The sequence below is a fragment of the Bradyrhizobium sp. AUGA SZCCT0283 genome, from assembly GCF_018130385.1.
Classification (GTDB): domain Bacteria; phylum Pseudomonadota; class Alphaproteobacteria; order Rhizobiales; family Xanthobacteraceae; genus Bradyrhizobium.
Map to the genome: position 1 here is coordinate 241082 of NZ_JAFCLU010000003.1, position 18534 is coordinate 259615.

Genomic DNA, 18534 nt, shown 5'->3' on the forward strand with positions numbered 1-18534 from the left:
GTTTCAGCCGGAGATCGCCGCGATGTACCGCCGGACGGACATCTCGAACGCCGCCTTTGCATTGTCGGCGACGTTGCGGCCCCACCATGCGCCGTAGATGCGGTCGAAGGCCAGCGGCTCGACCGCAGCCCAGATATGGCGCACCGCCGCGGCGTTGAGTGGAATGTAGTTCGGAAAACTGTACATGAAGCTGAGAGAGCGGCGGTCCATCGCCACCATCGCGACATCGCCGGTCAGCAATGCGCCCCTGCCCTCCGCGCCCGCGCGCCAATGCAGGATCGTGCCGCCGGCAAAATGTCCGCCGGTCCGCACCAGAAGGATATCGTCCGATATCCGATGGCTGTCGCCGGTCCATGACACGATCGCCGGATGCGGCCGTGTGACAAAGGCGCGGTCGTCGCCGTGCAGATAGACCGGCACGCCGCCGAACGCCTCGCTCCAGTCGGCGACCGCGCCATAGTAATGCGGGTGCGAGACGGCGATCGCCTTCAGGCCGCCGAGCGAGCGGACGTAGTCGATGGCTTCGCCGGTGGCCAACGGCACACAGTCCCACATCACGCAGCCATCGGCCTCGGGCACCAGAAGCGCGCGCTGCCCGATCGCAAAACCCGGCTCGACGGCGATGCCGGGAATGCCGAGATCGTCGCGCCAGACGAGCTTGTGACGCTTCGCCAGTTCCTCGCGCGTCAGCCACACCTGGCCCTTCCAGTTCACATATTGCCGCTCATCCTCGCAGACGGGGCACGCCTGCGGCGGCTCGGCATTTTCGGGAAACTGGGCCCCACATTGTTCGCAGGTCCATAGCGGCATCGGCGTCACTCCCATCCAAAGGATTGGTAGCGCAAAATGGAAAGGCGAGCCAATGCCGGGATGACGAGCTGCTAATACCCGATCGCCGCGCCATCGCTGCGCGGGTCGGAACCGCCGCTCAACGTGCCGTTCCGCCGGTCGATCGTGATGCCGTGCGCGTGACCGGCCATTTCGTTCCAGGCGTCCCAACGATTGATGCTGTGGCCGCGTCGTGCGAGCGCATCGATCGTAGCTTCGGCAAAGCGGCTCTCGATGTGCAGCGTGTCGCGTCCCTCGCCGAGCGCGAAGCGGCCGGAAAGGAACCGCGGCATTTCGATCGCCTCCTGGATGTCGAGACCGAAATCGATCATCGCCGAATAGAGCTGCAGCTGGATTTGCGGCTGGCCATCCGCGCCCATGCAGCCGAGCACGCTCCAGAGCTTGCCGTCGCGTTTGGCCATCGAGGCAATCAGCGTATGCAGCGGGATCTTGCCCGGCTCGAGGCGATTGGGATGGTTGCGATCCAGCGAGAAATAGGCGCCGCGATTTTGCAGGATGACGCCGGTGTTTCCCGCAACCACGCAGGAGCCGAATGCGCCATACAGGCTTTGAATCAGCGACGCCGCATTGCCGTCGCGATCGACGGCGGCGACATAGACCGTATCGCCGGACAGGCTGCCGAAAGACGGCACCATGTCCCATTTCAGCGCCGACCTGGCATCGATCAGCCGGCCGCGCTCGGCCGCATATTGCTTCGATATCAGCCGCCCGACCGGCACATCGGCAAACGAGGGATCGGCCAGCACCTGGTCGCGGTCGTGATAGGCGATCTGCTTGGCCTGTACCAGGAGATGCACATGATCGGGCCCAAGAAAGTCCTTACGGTGCAGTTCATGCGGCTCGACGAGGTTGAGCATTTCGAGCACGGCAAAGCCCTGCGTCGGCGGGGGCGTATTGAAGACCGTGACGTCGCGGTAGCGGCCGACAAGCGGCTCGCCCCAGACGGCCTTTTGCCGGCTGAAGTCGGCGAGCCGAAACAGGCCGGCGTTTTCCTCCGAGAAGCGCGCCATCTCGGCGGCGACCGGCCCCTGGTAAAAGCCGCGCCACCCGTCATCCGCGATCGATTGCAGCGTGCGCGCCAGGTTGGCGTTGGTGAGCCTTTCGCCGGGCGGTGCGGGCGCGCTTCCCGGAAAAAATAGCGCGGCGGCTTCGCGATCCCGCAGGAGATCATCGCGCATGATCTCGATGAAGCTAGCAATGCGGCCGGTGACCGGAAAGCCGTCGCGCGCGTAGCCGATGGCGCTTTCCAGCACACGCCGCAGCGGCAGCCGCCCATGGACGCCATGCGCCTCGATCCAGCTCGCCACCGCGCCCGGCACCGTCAGCGTCGCCGGCACGATGCCCCGAAGCGGGATCTCATTCAGCCCGCGCGCTTCGAGCGCGGGCAGCGTGGCGCCCTCCGCCGCCTTGCCGCCGCCATTGAGGTAGCGGATCTCGCCGCTCGCGCCGTCGTGAATGAGCCAGAACGCATCGCCGCCGAGACCGGTCATGTGCGGATAGACCACCGCGAGCACCGCGCTGGTCGCGATCGCCGCATCGATGGCAGAGCCCCCGGCCCGAAGCGCATCTACGCCGGCCGCGGAGGCGAGCGAATGCGGCGACGTTACCATGCCGTTTGAGGCCAGCGTGACCGGCCGGCCGGTACGAATGTCCAATTCAACCTCCCGAATCTGCTCAGGCGCGGATTCGCCTGATCATGTAATTGTCGTATGTGGCCTCGCAGACCTGATGCCACTGGTACTGTTCGTTCCGGAATGCGATCGTCGATTCGTACAGCGCCTTGAATTTTGCGTTCTTTGCCGAGACCTCGGCAAACAGCTCGTTGGTCGCCCTGAACGATGCATCGAGGATGTCGGTCGAGAACGGCCTCAATTGGGCGCCGGCCGCAACCAGCCGCTTGATGGCCGACGCGTTGCGGGCATCATATTTGGCCGTCAGGTCGGCCGCGACCTGGCCTGCCGCAATCGTCACCATGCTCTGATAGAGTTTTGGCAGCTCGGCCCATTTCGCGCTGTTGATGTAGAGGAAGCCGTTGGCGCAGCCTTCCCACCAGCCAGGATAGTAGTAATAGGGCGCGACCTTGAGGAAGCCGAGCTTCTCGTCATCATAGGGACCGATCCACTCGGCGGCGTCGATCGTGCCCTTTTCGAGCGCGGGATAGATGTCGCCCGGTGGAATCTGCTGCGGCACGACGCCGAGCCGGCTCAACACCTGCCCCGCCACGCCGCCGACCCGGAATTTGAGACCCTTCATGTCGTCGAGCGTCTTGATCTCCTTGCGGAACCATCCGCCCATCTGCGCGGTCGTGTTGCCGAACGGGATGCCTACAATGCCGAACGTGCCGTAGAGCTCGTTGAGCATGTCGAGGCCGCCGCCATAGGCGAGCCAGGCGTTCATCTGTCGCGTATTGAGGCCGAACGGAACGGCGGTGCCGAACGCGAAGGCAAGGTCCTTGCCGATGTAGTAATAGGAGGCGCTGTTGCCCATCTCCACGGTGTTGTTCGCCACCGCATCGAAGACCTGGAACGCCGGCACGATCTCGCCCGGACCGAACACGCCGATCTGGAATTTCTGGTCCGACAGGTCGGCGATCGCCTTCGCGAACATCTCGCAGGCGCCGTACAGCGTATCGAGGCTCTTGGGGAAGGATGTGGTGAGACGCCAGCGCAAGGCCGGCGCGGATTGCGCGATTGCGGGGGCGGCGACGGCGGTCGAGGCGACAGCAGCACCGGCTGCCTTGAGGAGCTTCCTGCGATTCATGGTCAGTCTCCTTGCTTGGTGAAATGAAAGGCGAACCCGCGAACCGTCAGCCGCAGCATGAATCCTTGTCGCGGTTGTCCCGGCTCGCACTGTTTCGGCCGGGCGGCAGGTCCATCGCCGGATTCTCGGCAAAGAAGCCGTTCGGCTTCAGCGTGAAGCCGACATATTCGACCGGCATCACCGGGAAGTCTTCCGGACGGCAGACATGCGTCGCCCCGAAACTGTGCCAGACTACGATATCCTGGTTTTCGATCGACCGGTTTTTCGCGACATATTTCGGCAAACCGTCGCCGCCGGCATGCTGGTTTGGAAACTCGCCGCTGGCATAGCGTTCGTCGGGGGCGTAGCGCGTCACCCAGATGTGCTTGGTCGCAAAACCGCCGCGCTCGGTCATGTAGCAACCCCGCTGCGCAAGCATCACGGGCGAAGCGTGTGCCAGGAGTTTGTAGGCCGTCGCGCCGCCGACGCTGTTCTTTTGATTGGGATTGGTGATCTTCCAGTACCGCCCGGTCCGCCCGTCGGCCTCGCGGACCGCGTCGCGCTCGCGCGAGAGCACCCGCGACGTGGTGTCGAACACGTTGCCGTACGGATTGTCTGTTCCCCACGGCCGTGGCCGGAATTCGTGCTCCGTCACCGTATTGCCCTCGCCGTCCAGCATCATGTGCAGGCGGGCATTGAAGAAATGCTGGTGGGTCGGACCGCCGAGATCTTCGGCAACCATGCCGCCCCACGGATACGGCTTGCCCGGCGCGATCGCCGCGGTCTGGATGATGCCGGTGAGCTTGACTTCGAGCTGGATCGTGCCGTCCTGGTAGAAGTACCAGAAGAAGCCGTAGTCGTAGTTTCCGACGGTGGTAAAGAAAGAAATCACCAAGCGCCGTGACCGCCGCACCTCAAAGGTCTCGTTGCGGAATTCGTAGTGCTTCCAGAGGATGCCGTAGTCCTCTTCGTGCAGGCAGATCGCGTTCTTCATGACGGCCGGCTTGCCGTAATCGTCGGCGACCTCCACGTCGAAGTAATGAATGTGACCGAGACAGTCGCAGCCCAGTTCGAGGGCGTTGGCGAGCTTGCCGAGCCCGTACTCGCCGGCATCGAACGCGCATTTCCAGAAATGGTTGGCGGTCGGATCGGCATAGGGAACGATCATGTCGGTGACGCTGGCCCGGTAGATGATCGGCCGCTCGCGCCCGCCATCACGGAAGGCGATCTGGTGCAGCACGAGGCCCTCGCGCGCGGTCCAGCCGACGCGGAACGACCAGTTCTGCCAATCAACCTTCCATCCATCGACCGTAAAGCTCGGGCCGTCCTTCTGCACGACATCGAGCGGCTTCACGTCGTTGCGCGTCCGCGGGATCGATGCCCGGTCGTAGTTGCGCGATTTCTTCGGAATCGGAATGATGTCGGGCTCGTCGACCAGATGCACGATCCTGTTCTCGATCAGGTCGACCAGCGCGACCACGCCTTCGATCGGGTGCGCGTAGCCATTGTCCTTGAGGTCCTTGCGCCAGTAGGACACCGCACTGACCAGCCTGCGGCCCTTCTCCACCTCGCGGTCGAAATATCCGGCCGAAAACGGGTCGACCTGAACCAGTTCGATATCCTTGTCATAAAGGCCGCGCCGCTTCATGGCGCGCCGCCAGTCCGCGTCGGCCTTGACGATGTCGCCGACCTTGAACACCTCCTCGATCGTGATCGGCGGCTGGCCGTAGGGATGGGCCTTGGTCGAATACTCGCGCCACGCCGTGACGCGTTTCGAATCGAGATCTACCGTCGCGACATGCGTCGCGCCGGTCTTGCTGTCGAACAGGGTGACGGCCGCCCGCCTTGGAAGAGCGGCGGCCGGCTTCCATCCGAGGACATCGGGCTTGGCCGGCTCTTCGAGTTGCACGTGCGTAAATCGCGCGTGCGGGCCGAGCCGCTTTTCGTTCCGCAATATTTCGGACGCCAGCGCGACTTCGGTCTCGCTGAGCGGGTCGAGCGGATGACCGGCATTCCTGCCGGCAGACTGGTTTGTGCGCACCATATCGGACCGAATTCTCCAGAATTTGGCCGCAGGCTACGGCGGCCAGCGGCTCCACGTCTTGAATGAACCTGCCACATCCGGCCGGTTCGCCCTTGCCAGGGCCACCGGTCCCGGGCGACGCTGGGGAACCACCAACCGGATCTTGTTCGCACGATGCCGATCAGCGTCTCCACTGACCCGATCCGCCCGACCGAGCGCCAGGCCTTCTGGACCGAGGCGATCTGCCGGTCATTCACCAATATTGAGACCAAGCCGCTCGGCTCCACCGTCGTCAGCGGCCATTTCGAGTTTGTCGAGATCGGTGACGCCAAGCTCGTCCGCTTCGACAGCAGCCCGCAATGCTACACCCGCGACGCCAGGCTCGTGAGCCGGGCCGGCTCCGACGAATTCATGTTCGATTTTCAGCGTCGCGGGCACAGCGTCATGGTGCAGGCAGGCAATGAAGCCACGATCAATCCGGGATGCGGCGTGCTGTATGACGCGCGGCGGCCGTTCGAGGATCGGCTGTTCGGCCCCGAGCAGCGTGTGGAATTGCTGATCGCCACCGTCCCCGCCTCCTCGCTGTTGCGATCCGTCCCCGAAGCGGAGCGACTATGCGCGAAGCCTATCCCCTTGTCCGGGACGGTTGCGCGCGCGATTGGCGCGCTGGTACGCGACGCGATCTCCGTGCTGGACGCACCGGCAAGACAAAGCGAGACTGACATCGTCGCTTATCTGTCGGCAATACTGCGCCTTGCCGCTGGCGCTAGCCATGAGCTCAGCCGCCCGAGCCTGTTCAGGCTGATCGATACTTACCTGAGGGCAAACATCGCCACGATCCGGCCGGCGCCGGCGCTTGCCGCCGAGTTCGGCATTTCGGAACGGACTTTTCATCGTATCTTCGCCGACCGCGCGACCACGTTCGAACGCCACGTCCTTCATCTGCGGGTCGAGTTGTTCCGGGACCTGCTGCGTCAGCCTTCGCTGGCAAATATTCCGATCGCGAGACTTGCGCATCAGTGCGGCTTCGCCGATGCCGCCCATGCCACGCGCACCTTCAAGGACCGATTTGGCGCCACGCCACGGGACTTTCGCGCCAGCCTGCCGGTGGCGCCGGAGCAGCGAACCGCCTCGGATTAAGCCTCGCAATAGCTGCGGTACCAGCTCGCGAACCTGTGGACGCCGTCCTCGATCGGGGTCGCCGGGCGGAAATCCACGTCGCGCACGAGGTCATCGACATCGGCATAGGTCGTCGGCACGTCGCCCGGCTGCATCGGCAGCATTTCCTTGTTGGCCTTGCGCCCGAGTTCCTGCTCGAGAATATCGAGCACGCGCAGCAATTCCTGCGGCTTGTTGTTGCCGACATTGTAGATCCGCCAGGGGGCGGTGCTCGATCCCGGGTCTGGCGCTCCGCCCAGCGCGTGTTGCCCGCCCTGCGGCGCGCGATCGATCAGGCGGACCAGCGCTTCCGTCACATCGTCAACATAGGTGAAGTCGCGAAGCATCCTCCCGCCGTTGAAAAGCTTGACCGGATTGCCGCGGACGATCGCGTCCGCAAACACGAACAGCGCCATGTCGGGGCGATACCACGGGCCGTACACCGTGAAGAACCGCAAGCCGGTGCACGGGATCCCGTAAAGATGGCTATACGAATGCGCCATCAATTCGTTGGCCTTCTTGCTTGCGGCATAGAGGCTGATCGGATGATCGACGTTGTCATGCACCGAGAACGGCAGCTTCCGGTTGGCCCCGTAGACGGACGACGAGGATGCGAACAACAGATGACGGCAGCCATTGTGCCGGCATCCCTCCAGAATATTGGTGAACCCGACCAGATTGGCGTCGACATAGGCGTGCGGATCTTGAAGCGAATATCGCACGCCCGCCTGCGCGGCCAGATGGATGACGACGGGAAACCGATACCGCGCGAACAGCGCCGGCATCGCCACGCGGTCCGCCACATCCAATTTTTCGAACTGAAAGCGCGGGTCGTTGCGAAGGATATCGAGGCGAGCCGCCTTCAGCCGCGGATCATAGTAGCCATTGAGGTTATCGATCCCGACGACGCGATGGCCGGACTGCAGCAGCCGTTGCGCCACGTGGAATCCGATGAAGCCCGCGGCCCCCGTTACCAGAATTGCCTGATCCGGCATTGTCATAAGTGCATCCTTAACCAGCCAATGTCATGGCGGCGCATGCCTGTCAGTACGCCACCGATTTCGGCCGACCAACGCCGCAATACAGAAAGCCGTTCCGCTCCACCTCCTCCGGGGAGTAGATGTTGCGCAGATCGACGATGACGGGGCAGGCCATGATGGCGGACAACTCCTTCAGATCCAGCGCCCGGAACTGCTCCCATTCCGTGACGATGACGAGCGCGTGGCACCCTTTGGCGCAACGGTAGGCGTTCTCGCAGAAGGTGACGTTCTCGAACACTTTCTTCGCCTGCTCCATGCCGACCGGATCGAAAACGCGAACCTCGGCGCCCATGTCCTGCAGCGCCGTGATCAGCGGAATCGACGGCGCGTCGCGCATATCGTCGGTATCAGGCTTGAAGGTCACGCCGAGGATCGCAATCGACTTCCCCCGCAGATTGCCGCCGAACGCGTTCGCGACCTTGCGCGCCATCGCCCGCTTGCGCTGATCGTTGACGGCAACCACCGTTTCCACGATTCGCACCGGCGATTCATGGTCCTGGCCGGTCTTGATCAGCGCCATCGCATCCTTTGGAAAACAGGATCCGCCGAAGCCCGGGCCCGCGTGCAGGAATTTCTGACCGATCCGGTTGTCGAGACCGATCCCGCGCGCGACCTCCTGCACATTGGCGCCAACCTTTTCCGCAAGGTCCGCGATCTCGTTGATGAAAGCGATCTTGGTGGCAAGGAAGGAGTTGGCGGCATATTTCGTCAGCTCCGCGGTGCGACGGTCGGTATAGAGGATCGGCGACGCGTTGAGGTGAAGCGGCCGGTACACCTCGGCCATCACGCCGCGGGCGCGCGCGTCATCCGTTCCGATCACGATCCGGTCTGGATGCTTGAAGTCGCGGATCGCCGCGCCTTCGCGCAGGAACTCGGGATTCGAGACGACGGCAGCCGCGGCGGTCGGATTCTCGTCGCGGATGATGCGCTCGACCTCGTCGCCGGTGCCGACCGGAACCGTCGACTTGGTGACCACCACCGCCCGGTCGGGAAGCACGGTCGCGATCTCGCGTGCCGCAGCGTAAACATAGGAAAGGTCGGCATGGCCGTCGCCGCGGCGCGACGGCGTGCCGACCGCGATGAACACCACTTCCGCTTCGCTGACCGCCGACTTCAGATCGCTCGCAAATGACAGGCGGCCCTGGCCGACATTTCGCGCCACCAGTTCGGCCAATCCGGGCTCGTGAATCGGCATCTCTCCGTTGTTGAGGCTTTCAACCTTCTCCGCATTGCTGTCGATACAGACGACCTGATGCCCGAAATCGGAAAAACACGCCCCTGACACCAGCCCGACATAGCCGGCGCCAATCATCGCTATATGCATTACGGTTCCTGTCTGAAAAGCCGCGCGCGGCCGTGGCCGCGCCGACGGCGATGGAAGGTGAAACGACGCGCTAGCTGCTCAATATCGATTCACCGTCGAGATGACGGGGGAAGAAAAAGAAGTTGTTGACGTAGAGTTGGCCGTCCTTGCGGCCGCCGTCCGGCCGCAGGGCATCGGCATCCTGGAGCCGGCGGGAATCGAACTGTTCCACCGCGATCACGTCATTGTCCTTCAGGAAGAAGCCCCGATAGGACTTGTTCCGGAAGAATTCGAACACCAGGCGCGTCGCCTCGGCGCGATGGCGGTCTTCCGCTTCCACCAGAAACACTGGCTGGCAACGCTCCAGAAGTTCGACGGCGCCGTTCAGGACATTCAGTTCGTGGCCTTCGACGTCGATCTTCACGAACGCCACGTCCTTGTCGATGACCGCGTCGAGCCGCGCGATCGGCACATGGGCCGAGACGAGCCTGGCCGACGGATCGGTTCGTGCCTCCAGCGACGCCAGGCCATAGACCAGGCCGTCATCGCCCTGCGGGATGAACAACTCGGCATCGCCGTCGTGATCCGACAGCGCAATCTCATGGACGCTCACATTCCGCGCCGAGGTCCGGCGCAGCAGCTTCGCCATCTGCTGCGAAGGCTCGAAGGCATGGACTTGCCGGGACAGGCGCGCCAGCCGCCGCGTGTAAAGACCGCAGTTGGCGCCGACATCGACCGTCACCGCGTCATCGGGAATCACCTTGTCGAGATAGGACAGTTCCCGCTCCGCCGATTTGGGACGCTTCATGAAATGCCAACGCAGCCATACCGAGGGAAATGCATCCTTCACCATTTCCTTGACCTGTTGCTTTGCGTTCATCGCCGCCTCCCTTGGTGTCGCGCGCAAGTGTCGCTGCGTCGTCCTCGATGCGGATGCCGCCTCCCACCCGGCCGCGCCTCAGACGCGGTCATAGATGTCCTGCACGCGAACGATGTCGTCCTCCCCGAGATAGGAGCCCGACTGGACCTCGATCAAATTGAGCGGAACCTTTCCGGGATTCTCCAAACGATGCATGCATCCCAGGGGAACGAAGATCGACTCATTTTCGCGCAGCAGGATTTCTTCGTCGTCGCGCGTGACGATCGCGGTGCCGTTCACCACGACCCAGTGTTCGGCGCGGTGATAATGTTTCTGCAGAGACAGCTTGGCGCCGGGATTGACGGTAATGCGCTTGACCTGAAACCGCTCGCCGGCATGGATCGACTGATAGTAGCCCCACGGGCGATGGACGCTGTGGGTCTGGGTCGCCGAGCGATGGCCGTTGGCCTTCAGACGCTCGACCAGCTTTCCGACATCCTGGTCGCGCTTCCGGCTGGTCACCAGCACCACGTCAGGCGAAGTGGCGATGACGAGATCCTCGACGCCGAGCGCCGCAACCAGTTGCCCGTCGCCGCGGACATAGCAACCGGAGGCGTCCTCCATCACCGCATCACCGATCACCACATTGCCCGACGGGTCCTTTTCCGCCATCGACCACAAAGCCGACCAGCTTCCGACATCGCTCCAGTCGAACGTGGCGGGCACGACCACGGCATTGTCGGTCTTTTCCATGATCGCGTAGTCCATCGAGATCGACGGACATGCTTCGAAGGTGCGTTCCTCGAGGCGAAGAAAATCCAGATCGCGGGTGGCGCCGGTCAGCGCCTCGCGGCAGGCGGCGAGAACCTCCGGCGCGCGCTGCGTCAGTTCGTCGATGAACTGGCGCGCCGGCAGCAGAAATATCCCGCTGTTCCAGACGTGCTCGTCGCAGGCCAGCAGGCGCTCGACCGTCACCAGATCCGGCTTCTCGACAAAGCCGGCCACGTTGCGAATGGGGGACGCGGCGTCCAGTTCGTCGCCCATCCGGATATAGCCGAACCCGGTCGCCGCCGACGACGGCCGAACGCCGAACAGGACGAAGCGGCCGTACCGCGCCGCCGTCACGCCGGTCGATATGGCCGCGCGAAACGCGGCGTGATCGCGCACCCAGTGATCGACCGGCATCGCCAGGATCACGGCGTCGGGATCGGCCTCGCTGGCGAGCAACGCTGCAATCGCGACCGCAGGCGCGGTATTCCTTCCGAACGGTTCGAGCACGATGGTCGGACGATCGACGCCGACCGCGCGCAACTGCTCGCCGATCGCGAACCGGTGCTCGGCATTTGCGACCACCATCGGGTCAGTAAACAGCGAACGGTCGTCAACGCGCAGCGCCGTCTGTTGCAGCAGCGTGTTTTCGCCGAGCAACGAGAGCAGCTGCTTGGGGAAGGTCTCGCGCGACAGCGGCCACAGCCGCGAGCCGGCGCCGCCGGACAAGAGAACGGGCACGATACGGCCGCGCGCTTCGATCATCGCCATGGCATGGTCCTTCGATGTCTTGATGACGTTGGTCAGAATCCGCTTCCCGAAAGGAATTCCTTGCGGATCGTGCGAATGATGATCATGACGTCCATGCGCAGCGACCATCGCTCGATGTAATCGAGATCGTAATCGATCCGCGAAATCGCCGGCCCGGACTGGGCCGTGCTTCCCCTGCAGCCGCTGACCTGCGCGAGCCCGGTAATGCCCGGCCGCGCCGTATGCCGCTGAAAATAATATGGCACGAGGTCCTCGTAGGGCAGATCCGCCGCCAGCATTCCCGGGACATGCGGCCGGGGACCGACCAGCGACATGTCGCCCTTGATCACATTGAACAGCTGCGGAATTTCGTCGAGGCTGGTCTTGCGCAGAATTCGCCCGACCGGCGTCACGCGCGCGTCGCCCTGGACCGTCTGCCTTACGCCGCGCACATCACCGGCATCGTTACGCATCGTTCGGAACTTGTAGATCTTGAAGCGGCGGTTTCGATAGCCATAGCGGTATTGAAAGAACAGCACCGGGCCCGGCGACGTCGCCTTTATCGCCACTGCAATCGCAATCAGGAGAGGAGCGAAAAACAGCAATGCTCCGCTTGCCGCAGTGATGTCGAAGATGCGCTTGGCGATCGATGACGACGGCTCGGTCCGCGCGGCACGGCGCGAACGCCGGCGGCCTCGATACGCACCACGCGTACCGCCGCCGGCAAACTCGACAGGACGGACCGATATCTCTGTCCGCTCTCTCCGAATCGGCGTGACGTTGTTCCGATCGAAGTTGGCTGTCACGATCGAGGCCATGACTCTCCTCTCTGCTGGAACCGGACTGTGACCGAGCACGTGGATTTGCGCGGCACCGCGCGTGACGATTTCGCAGCAGCGAATGTCAGCACGTTCGAGGTCGCAAAGACTTTCCAAAATCTTGAGCGAAATTTGGCGCGAAAGTGAAATAGGTCACGCGCAACGCCGGAACTGAATCGCGCACGCGATTGTGCGACGCGATATTTTGGTTTGTTCGGAGACGCTTAGTTTGGATTTGCCCGGTTAACGGGCTGCGTGTGACTCGACGCTGCCATGCATATTCGAAAATCGCGGAACAAAATCCGACGTTCGTTTCTCGACGTTCAATCGAACAAATACAGCGCCACTGCACGGGCAACAAAGGCCTGTCACCGCGTTATTTTGAACGAGATTGTTCGTCGAACGCCAAGCGACGTGCCACAGCGTGATCACAGTGGTTAACGCGCACGAGTTGGTGCTGTCGTCGCAAGGCTTCGGAAGAAAATAGAGACGGCAGCGATTCGCGAGCCGTCCACTTCGCGGAACAATTCCGGGGAGGCGCCCATGATGGCCGAACGTCTGCACAGCCGCGCACTGGTGCAATACGACAGATTGCCTGACCGCAGGCTCAGGAATCGAATCATCGTTGGAAATGCGATCGCGTGGGTGGCGATCGTTATCCTGATCCGTCTGCTCCTTTTCTAGACACCTCACCTTGGCGCATTTGCATGATGGATTGACCGCCACCCGGTTCCATGATCGACATCGCACACCATGCACCAGATGTCCGCGGCACCTTCGCGCTCCGTCAACGCTTCAGCGCCAGCCGATACACGCATCTATGCGGTCGGCGACATCCACGGCCGGGCCGACCTGTTGAGCGAGATCACGGCACGGATCGACGACGACATCCGGCGCCGGCCGATCGCGCATACCGTCGAGGTCTATCTCGGCGACTACATCGATCGCGGGCCGCACTCCAGGACGGTGATCGATTTGCTCGCAGTCCGTCTGGTTGCCAATCGCGCCGTGTGTCTGCGTGGCAACCACGAAGCTGTGATGGAAGGGTTCCGCCAGGATCCGACAATTCTGGAGTACTGGCTGCCGTTGGGCGGCATGCAGACGCTTGCATCCTACGGCATTGAGCTGCACGACGAGGCCGAGACCGCCTTTGACTTGCACCGCCGCTTTCTCGACGCGTTTCCGCGTGCACACGAATTGTTCATGCAGTGTTTGCGCAACCAGTTCAGTTGCGGCGATTTTCTGTTCGTGCACGCCGGCATTCGGCCGGACATTCCGATCGAACAACAGGACGTTAACGATCTGATCTGGATTCGGAACGAGTTCCTCGAGTCCACGCATGATCACGAAAGATTCATCGTGCATGGTCACACGCCGGTGCCGCATCCGGATATCAGGCACAACCGAATCAACATCGACACTGGCGCGTGGCGAACGGGAACCCTGACCTGCATCGCGATCGAAGGATCAACGATCCTCTTCTTGTGATGTGCGCATACGCGCTTTGTGATGCGCGCGCACGATTTCGAATTCGATGGAACTCCCGCATCACATTCTTTCGCCTTGTTTTCCTTTCTATGATCGACGGCTGTACGTGCATTCATGGAGATGCAGCCATGCAGCAACGGTCGTCCAGCGCCGGCCTGACGCTTCACTTTCTTGTTTTCGTCCTTGCGATCGCCGGCATCAGCGCCGGTCTTTCAGTTCACGCTTCAGCACAAACACGTCCCTCCGCATCGTCTGCGGAAAGTTACATCCTTGGCCCGAACGACCGAATCAGGCTGAAGGTCTACGGCGAATCCGACATCACCGGCGAGTATGAAATCGACAATGGCGGTCAGGTTTCGATTCCACTCGCGGGCCATATCAAGGCCGCGGGAGCCACGACGCGGCAGCTCGAAAAATCGATCGCATCCGCGCTTGCCAAGGGAATCGTGCGTGATCCGCGCGTGAATGTCGAGATCGCGCAGTATCGTCCGTATTACATTCTTGGCGAAGTCAAGAAGAGCGGCGAATACCCCTATCGCAATGGGCTGACGGTGATGGACGCGGTCGCAAGCGCCGGCGGATTCACGTATCGCGCCAACGAAAACAAGGTCTATCTGCGCCGGGCAGGCACCGGTACAGAAGAGATCTTGCCTCTCGATGCGCCTGTTCCGGTTTTCCCGGGCGACAACATTCGGATTCCGGAGCGCTACTTCTAGCGTCGCGGAATCTTAAGATGAGGTGAATGCCGCTCGCGAGCGGATGACGGCGTGTGTGTTGCGCTGTCGTCACATCCTTTTGCAATGCGAAAAATTTTGCGACGCGAGGAAAACTTTTTCCGGCAAGGCGCGTTGCAGGCGAGCGCATCACTTCAATCTCACAACTCAAAAACCTTGCGCCCGCGTACCGAGTATGAGGCATGCCTTTCTTATGCGCAGTCGACGATCATTTTCTGAGCGATGGGCTTCGCCCCTGAAGTGTTCGCCGCCTTCGAGTTCCCGCAAGGGATGGGTGATGGGATTCGAGTTTGAAATGGCAGAGCTGGATGCATTCGAAGGAAGCGAAGAACGGCTCCGTTCGATACGCGTATTCGGCCGGCGCCGCTTCAACCTCTTGCCGGTGCCGGCCGCCGCCATCCTGCTCGGTCTTGGATCGTCGGCGAATGCACAGGCCATCCCGTGGGTCAACGGAGAATTCGCGTCACCCTGGAACGCACAAAAAATCTTTGAACCGTCATCGCCGCCCGACCGGACCGACCCGGACAACCGCGAAGAGATTCCGCCCGAGGACATGCCGGTGAAGAAGCGACAACAGCCCGGATATGAGCCCGTCGGCATTCGCTCCGGTTCCTGGATGTTCAACCCGTCGCTGACCGCCGGCAGCTTTTACGACAGCAACGTCTTTTCATCGGGCACCGCGCAGCGTTCCGATATCGCGGCGGTGATCGAGCCGACGCTGCGCGCGCACTCGTTGTGGGGGCGGCATGGCGTCGATCTGAAGCTGGATGCGCAGTCGACGGTCTATAACCAGTTTTCGAGCCTCAACCAGAACAATGCCAGCCTGAAGGGCAATGGCTGGCTGGACATCACGAAAGACACGATGCTGCTCGGCAGCTTTCAGATCGCGCATCTGAACGAAGGTGTCGGCACGCTGAGTTCACCCGGCAACGCCATATCGCCGACGCCATACAATCTGATGTCCGGCGACGTCACGCTGCGCAAGGAATTCAACCGGCTGACGACATCGGTTGGCTTCCGCACCGATTCATACGACTTCGGATCGACGCGCGCGCAGGACGGCAGCGTCATCAACCAGGACGCCCGCGACGGGCAGATCTACGCACTGCACAGCCGGATCGACTATGCGATCTCTTCCACCCTTGGCTGGTTCGGCGGCGTCGAAGGCAATCAGCGCGACATCAAGGGAACGCCGGGTCACACCCTGGACTCGCAAGGGTATCGCGCGCTGACCGGCATCACGGTCGGGCTGAACAATCTGGTGACCGGCGAATTCGGCGCCGGCTATGTCCAGCAGCGTTTCGACGATCCCTCGATCGGCACCATCGAGGGCCCCTCCTACCGCGCGCGGCTGACATGGCGGCCGACGCGCCTGCTCGACGTGCATTTCAATGCCGAGCAGATCGTCACGCAGACATCCGACACCAGCGCCACCGGCGTGCTCGCCAACGCGGTTCAACTCGGCCTCGACTACGAACTGCGGCGCAACGTCATCGTGTCGCTCGCGGGCGGTTACGAGAACGACAAGTTCTTCGGTCAGTTCCGCAAGGACAACGTGCTGACATCAGACACGCGCGTCAAATATCTCGTCAACCGCTTCGCGGCCGTGTCCGCCTACTACCGCTACACCAAGCGCGACAGCGACCTCCCCGTCTTCAGCTTCGACAAGCACCTGGTAGGCATGAATGTTACAGCGCAATTCTGACCTGCCCTATGTGATCCCCGATGAGCCTCAGAGCCGCCCGGCCGAAGGCTGGCAGTATCCGAGCGTCGATTTGCGCGAGATGGGCCGCATCCTGCGCCGTCGCTACAAGATGGCGGTGCTGCCGGCCTTGGCCCTGCTCGGGCTGGCGGTGATCTATCTGTTGTTCGCCACCACTCTCTATACGGCGACATCGACCGTGCTGGTCGACCCGCGCCGCGCCAATGTGGTCGAAAGCAACCAGTCCGTGCTGTCGAACTTCGGCACCGACGATGCGACCATCGAGAGCCAGACGCTGCTGATCCAGTCGGTTGCGATCCTGGTGCGCGTGGTCGGCAAGCTGAAGCTGACGGAAGATGCGGAATTCCGGCCAAAGCCCGGCCTGCTCGATCCGATCAAGCGGCTGTTCAGCAGCAGCGGGCCAAGCAACGGCGCGAGCCCCGAAGACGCGGCGAGAGCGCGGTCGGTGGAGATCCTGCAGAAGCGGATGAAGGTAACAAGGCAAGGCACCACCTTCCTCGTCGATATCGCCGTCAGCTCGGAATCGCCGCAGAAAGCCGCCACCATCGCCAACGCGATCGCCGACGCCTATTTCGACGAGCAGGTTCGCGCCAAGTACGACGCCACGCGCATTGCCGCGAACTGGCTCAACGGCCAGATCGACGAGTTGAAGTCGAAGGTCGTCGCCTCCGAAAAGGCGGTCGAGGATTATCGCTCGGCCAATAATCTGATGGTGTCGCAGGGCGTCACGCTCAACGACCAGCAGCTCACCGACCTCAACAACAAGCTGATCGCCGCGCGCGTGCAAACGGCGGAGGCGCGGGCCAAGTATGAGCAGGTCCAAGACATCGCGAAATCCGGCGGCGACCCCGGCGGCTTCAACGCAGCCATTTCCTCGGAAATGATCACGAAACTGCGCACCCAATATGCCGACATCGCCAAGAACGAAGCCGACCTGTCGAGCAAATATGGCGCGCGCCATCCCCTCGTCGCCAACGTGCGGGCGCAGCGGCGCGACACCCAGCGGCTGATCAACGAGGAAATCCGGCGAATCCTGGAGAGCACGAAGCACGATTACGACGTGGCGCGTTCGCGCGAGGCATCGCTGCAGCAAAGCCTCGACCAGCTTCAGGGCGTGTCCACGTCCTCAGGGCAAGCGCAAGTGCGCTTGCGCGAGCTGCAGCGCGAGGCCGAGGCCAACCGGACGCAGTATGAATCCTATCTGGCGCGCTCCAAGGAAACGACCGCGCAAGAGAGCCTGGAGATGCCGGATTCCCGGATCGTGACCAAGGCCAGCATTCCGATCAGGCCGTCATCGCCCAAGACCATGCTGATTCTGGGCCTCGCGGCGATGCTCGGCCTCGGCGCCGGCAGCGTGCTGGCGTTCCTCGCCGACTATCTCGACGGCCGCGTCAAGACGCTCGAACAGGCCGAAGCCATTGCGGGCGTGCCGGCCCTTGCCGCGGTTCCGTTGATCGGCGCGCGCGAGCTAGCCGGTCTTGCCCGGCGCGGACGCCGCGAACTCGGCCGCTACGATCCGAAGGCGACGGGGCTATTGCCGCCGGCGCTGCAGCCGCCCCTGACGCGCTATGCGATCGACGAACCCGGCACGTTCTTCGCGGAAGCGATCCGCGCTGTTCGCCTGGCGCTGCAACGAACGATGCGATCGCAGCCGGTGAAGGTCGTACAGGTCACCTCCGCGCTCGACAGCGAGGGCAAGACGACGCTTGCGATCAACCTGGCGCAGTCGCTGGCCATGCTCGGCATCCGAACGCTGCTCATCGATGGCGACCTCCGCAACCCGCAAGTGACCCGCGCACTCTGTCCGCGCGCCGATGCCGGGCTTCTGGAAGTCGCGATCGGCCAGACCGCGCCGGAGCGCGCCATTCTGGTGGATCCCAGCACCGGACTTTCGATTCTGCCGTCCACCCCCATCAAGGAGGTTGAGTTCATCACGGAATTGATGTTTTCCGACCGGATCGTCGACGTTCTCGATTACTTCCGCCACCGCTACGAGTTGATCGTGATCGACTCGCCGCCGCTGGTGCCCCTGGTCGATGGCCGCGCGCTCGCCGAATTGGCCGATCGTATCATCCTGGCGCTGGCCTGGGACCAGACCCCGGGCGAGGTACTGTCCCATGCCATGGACTTGCTGTCCCCCGTCCGCGACCGGGTCATGGGCACGGTGTTGACCCGCGTCGATCTCAGCCGCTTGCAATTCTACGACTATTACCGCAGCTCGGCCTATCTCAAGCCATACGGCGCCGCGAGCCTCCATGCCGGAGCCGCGCGGTGAGAATGCG

General features: G+C 62.7%; 15 protein-coding genes. 6 read left to right on the top strand and 9 right to left on the bottom strand.

All coding sequences use genetic code 11. From position 1 onward, the window contains the following. Positions 1 to 3: 3 nt before the first annotated feature. The 4 genes from JQ624_RS06650 to JQ624_RS06665 form a co-directional block, all read right to left on the bottom strand. Entirely contained in the window at positions 4 to 810 is an 807-nt protein-coding gene (locus JQ624_RS06650; protein ID WP_212418054.1) for an MBL fold metallo-hydrolase, read from the bottom strand. A gap of 71 nt (positions 811 to 881) precedes the next feature. Then, on the bottom strand, positions 882 to 2504 hold the full coding sequence (gene ggt, locus JQ624_RS06655) for a gamma-glutamyltransferase (protein WP_212418055.1): 1623 nt from the start codon (positions 2502 to 2504) through the stop codon (positions 882 to 884). Between the two features lie 19 nt (positions 2505 to 2523). Beyond that, positions 2524 to 3609 (bottom strand): TRAP transporter substrate-binding protein, encoded by a 1086-nt coding sequence (locus tag JQ624_RS06660; protein ID WP_212418056.1) that lies wholly within the window; start codon positions 3607 to 3609, stop codon positions 2524 to 2526. A gap of 46 nt (positions 3610 to 3655) precedes the next feature. Beyond that, on the bottom strand, positions 3656 to 5632 hold the full coding sequence (locus JQ624_RS06665) for a primary-amine oxidase (RefSeq protein WP_212418057.1): 1977 nt from the start codon (positions 5630 to 5632) through the stop codon (positions 3656 to 3658). A gap of 153 nt (positions 5633 to 5785) precedes the next feature. On the opposite strand from JQ624_RS06665, the gene JQ624_RS06670 reads away from it, so the two are divergent. Continuing rightward, positions 5786 to 6751, top strand: a complete 966-nt coding sequence (locus JQ624_RS06670) for a helix-turn-helix domain-containing protein (protein WP_212418058.1) — start codon at positions 5786 to 5788, stop codon at positions 6749 to 6751. Here the strand turns inward: JQ624_RS06670 and JQ624_RS06675 are convergent. From JQ624_RS06675 to JQ624_RS06695, 5 genes are all read right to left on the bottom strand, one after another. After that, positions 6748 to 7764, bottom strand: a complete 1017-nt coding sequence (locus JQ624_RS06675) for an NAD-dependent epimerase (protein ID WP_212418197.1) — start codon at positions 7762 to 7764, stop codon at positions 6748 to 6750. The two genes, JQ624_RS06670 and JQ624_RS06675, sit on opposite strands and share 4 nt — an antisense overlap. Before the next feature lie 49 nt (positions 7765 to 7813). Beyond that, the gene (locus JQ624_RS06680) at positions 7814 to 9133 is read right to left on the bottom strand and encodes a UDP-glucose/GDP-mannose dehydrogenase family protein (RefSeq protein ID WP_212418059.1); all 1320 of its coding nucleotides are present in this window, start codon (positions 9131 to 9133) and stop codon (positions 7814 to 7816) included. Positions 9134 to 9203: 70 nt separating this feature from the next. Beyond that, the gene (locus JQ624_RS06685; protein WP_212418060.1) at positions 9204 to 9992 is read right to left on the bottom strand and encodes an FkbM family methyltransferase; all 789 of its coding nucleotides are present in this window, start codon (positions 9990 to 9992) and stop codon (positions 9204 to 9206) included. A 78-nt stretch (positions 9993 to 10070) separates the two neighbouring features. Then, the gene (locus JQ624_RS06690; protein ID WP_212418198.1) at positions 10071 to 11504 is read right to left on the bottom strand and encodes a mannose-1-phosphate guanylyltransferase/mannose-6-phosphate isomerase; all 1434 of its coding nucleotides are present in this window, start codon (positions 11502 to 11504) and stop codon (positions 10071 to 10073) included. Positions 11505 to 11542: 38 nt separating this feature from the next. Then, a complete protein-coding gene (locus tag JQ624_RS06695; RefSeq protein ID WP_212418061.1) occupies positions 11543 to 12307 on the bottom strand; it encodes a sugar transferase in 765 nt (254 codons plus the stop codon). Between the two features lie 543 nt (positions 12308 to 12850). Here JQ624_RS06695 and JQ624_RS06700 point away from each other — a divergent pair. From JQ624_RS06700 to JQ624_RS06720, 5 genes are all read left to right on the top strand, one after another. Continuing rightward, positions 12851 to 12991 carry a hypothetical protein gene (locus tag JQ624_RS06700; protein WP_212418062.1) on the top strand — a complete coding sequence of 47 codons (141 nt, stop codon included), beginning with the start codon at positions 12851 to 12853 and terminating at the stop codon, positions 12989 to 12991. A gap of 69 nt (positions 12992 to 13060) precedes the next feature. Beyond that, the gene (locus JQ624_RS06705; RefSeq protein WP_249129462.1) at positions 13061 to 13795 is read left to right on the top strand and encodes a metallophosphoesterase family protein; all 735 of its coding nucleotides are present in this window, start codon (positions 13061 to 13063) and stop codon (positions 13793 to 13795) included. Then, on the top strand, positions 13735 to 14511 hold the full coding sequence (locus JQ624_RS06710; protein WP_312014384.1) for a polysaccharide biosynthesis/export family protein: 777 nt from the start codon (positions 13735 to 13737) through the stop codon (positions 14509 to 14511). The genes JQ624_RS06705 and JQ624_RS06710 overlap by 61 nt, the downstream gene beginning before the upstream one ends. A gap of 313 nt (positions 14512 to 14824) precedes the next feature. After that, a complete protein-coding gene (locus JQ624_RS06715; protein WP_212418063.1) occupies positions 14825 to 16234 on the top strand; it encodes an outer membrane beta-barrel protein in 1410 nt (469 codons plus the stop codon). After that, positions 16215 to 18527, top strand: coding sequence for an AAA family ATPase (locus JQ624_RS06720; RefSeq protein ID WP_212418064.1), 2313 nt, complete (start codon positions 16215 to 16217; stop codon positions 18525 to 18527). Before JQ624_RS06715 ends, JQ624_RS06720 begins: the two co-directional genes overlap by 20 nt. Positions 18528 to 18534: the final 7 nt, after the last annotated feature.

Bases quoted from the DNA above. Each gene is read 5' to 3' on its own strand.
- JQ624_RS06650 (WP_212418054.1), bottom strand. From the start codon at position 810: ATGCCGCTATGGACCTGCGAACAATGTGGGGCCCAGTTTCCCGAAAAT.
- JQ624_RS06660 (WP_212418056.1), bottom strand. From the start codon at position 3,609: ATGAATCGCAGGAAGCTCCTCAAGGCAGCCGGTGCTGCTGTCGCCTCG.
- JQ624_RS06665 (WP_212418057.1), bottom strand. From the start codon at position 5,632: ATGGTGCGCACAAACCAGTCTGCCGGCAGGAATGCCGGTCATCCGCTC.
- JQ624_RS06670 (WP_212418058.1), top strand. From the start codon at position 5,786: ATGCCGATCAGCGTCTCCACTGACCCGATCCGCCCGACCGAGCGCCAG.
- JQ624_RS06675 (WP_212418197.1), bottom strand. From the start codon at position 7,764: ATGCCGGATCAGGCAATTCTGGTAACGGGGGCCGCGGGCTTCATCGGA.
- JQ624_RS06680 (WP_212418059.1), bottom strand. From the start codon at position 9,133: ATGCATATAGCGATGATTGGCGCCGGCTATGTCGGGCTGGTGTCAGGG.
- JQ624_RS06685 (WP_212418060.1), bottom strand. From the start codon at position 9,992: ATGAACGCAAAGCAACAGGTCAAGGAAATGGTGAAGGATGCATTTCCC.
- JQ624_RS06690 (WP_212418198.1), bottom strand. From the start codon at position 11,504: ATGATCGAAGCGCGCGGCCGTATCGTGCCCGTTCTCTTGTCCGGCGGC.
- JQ624_RS06695 (WP_212418061.1), bottom strand. From the start codon at position 12,307: ATGGCCTCGATCGTGACAGCCAACTTCGATCGGAACAACGTCACGCCG.
- JQ624_RS06700 (WP_212418062.1), top strand. From the start codon at position 12,851: ATGATGGCCGAACGTCTGCACAGCCGCGCACTGGTGCAATACGACAGA.
- JQ624_RS06705 (WP_249129462.1), top strand. From the start codon at position 13,061: ATGCACCAGATGTCCGCGGCACCTTCGCGCTCCGTCAACGCTTCAGCG.
- JQ624_RS06715 (WP_212418063.1), top strand. From the start codon at position 14,825: ATGGCAGAGCTGGATGCATTCGAAGGAAGCGAAGAACGGCTCCGTTCG.
- JQ624_RS06720 (WP_212418064.1), top strand. From the start codon at position 16,215: ATGTTACAGCGCAATTCTGACCTGCCCTATGTGATCCCCGATGAGCCT.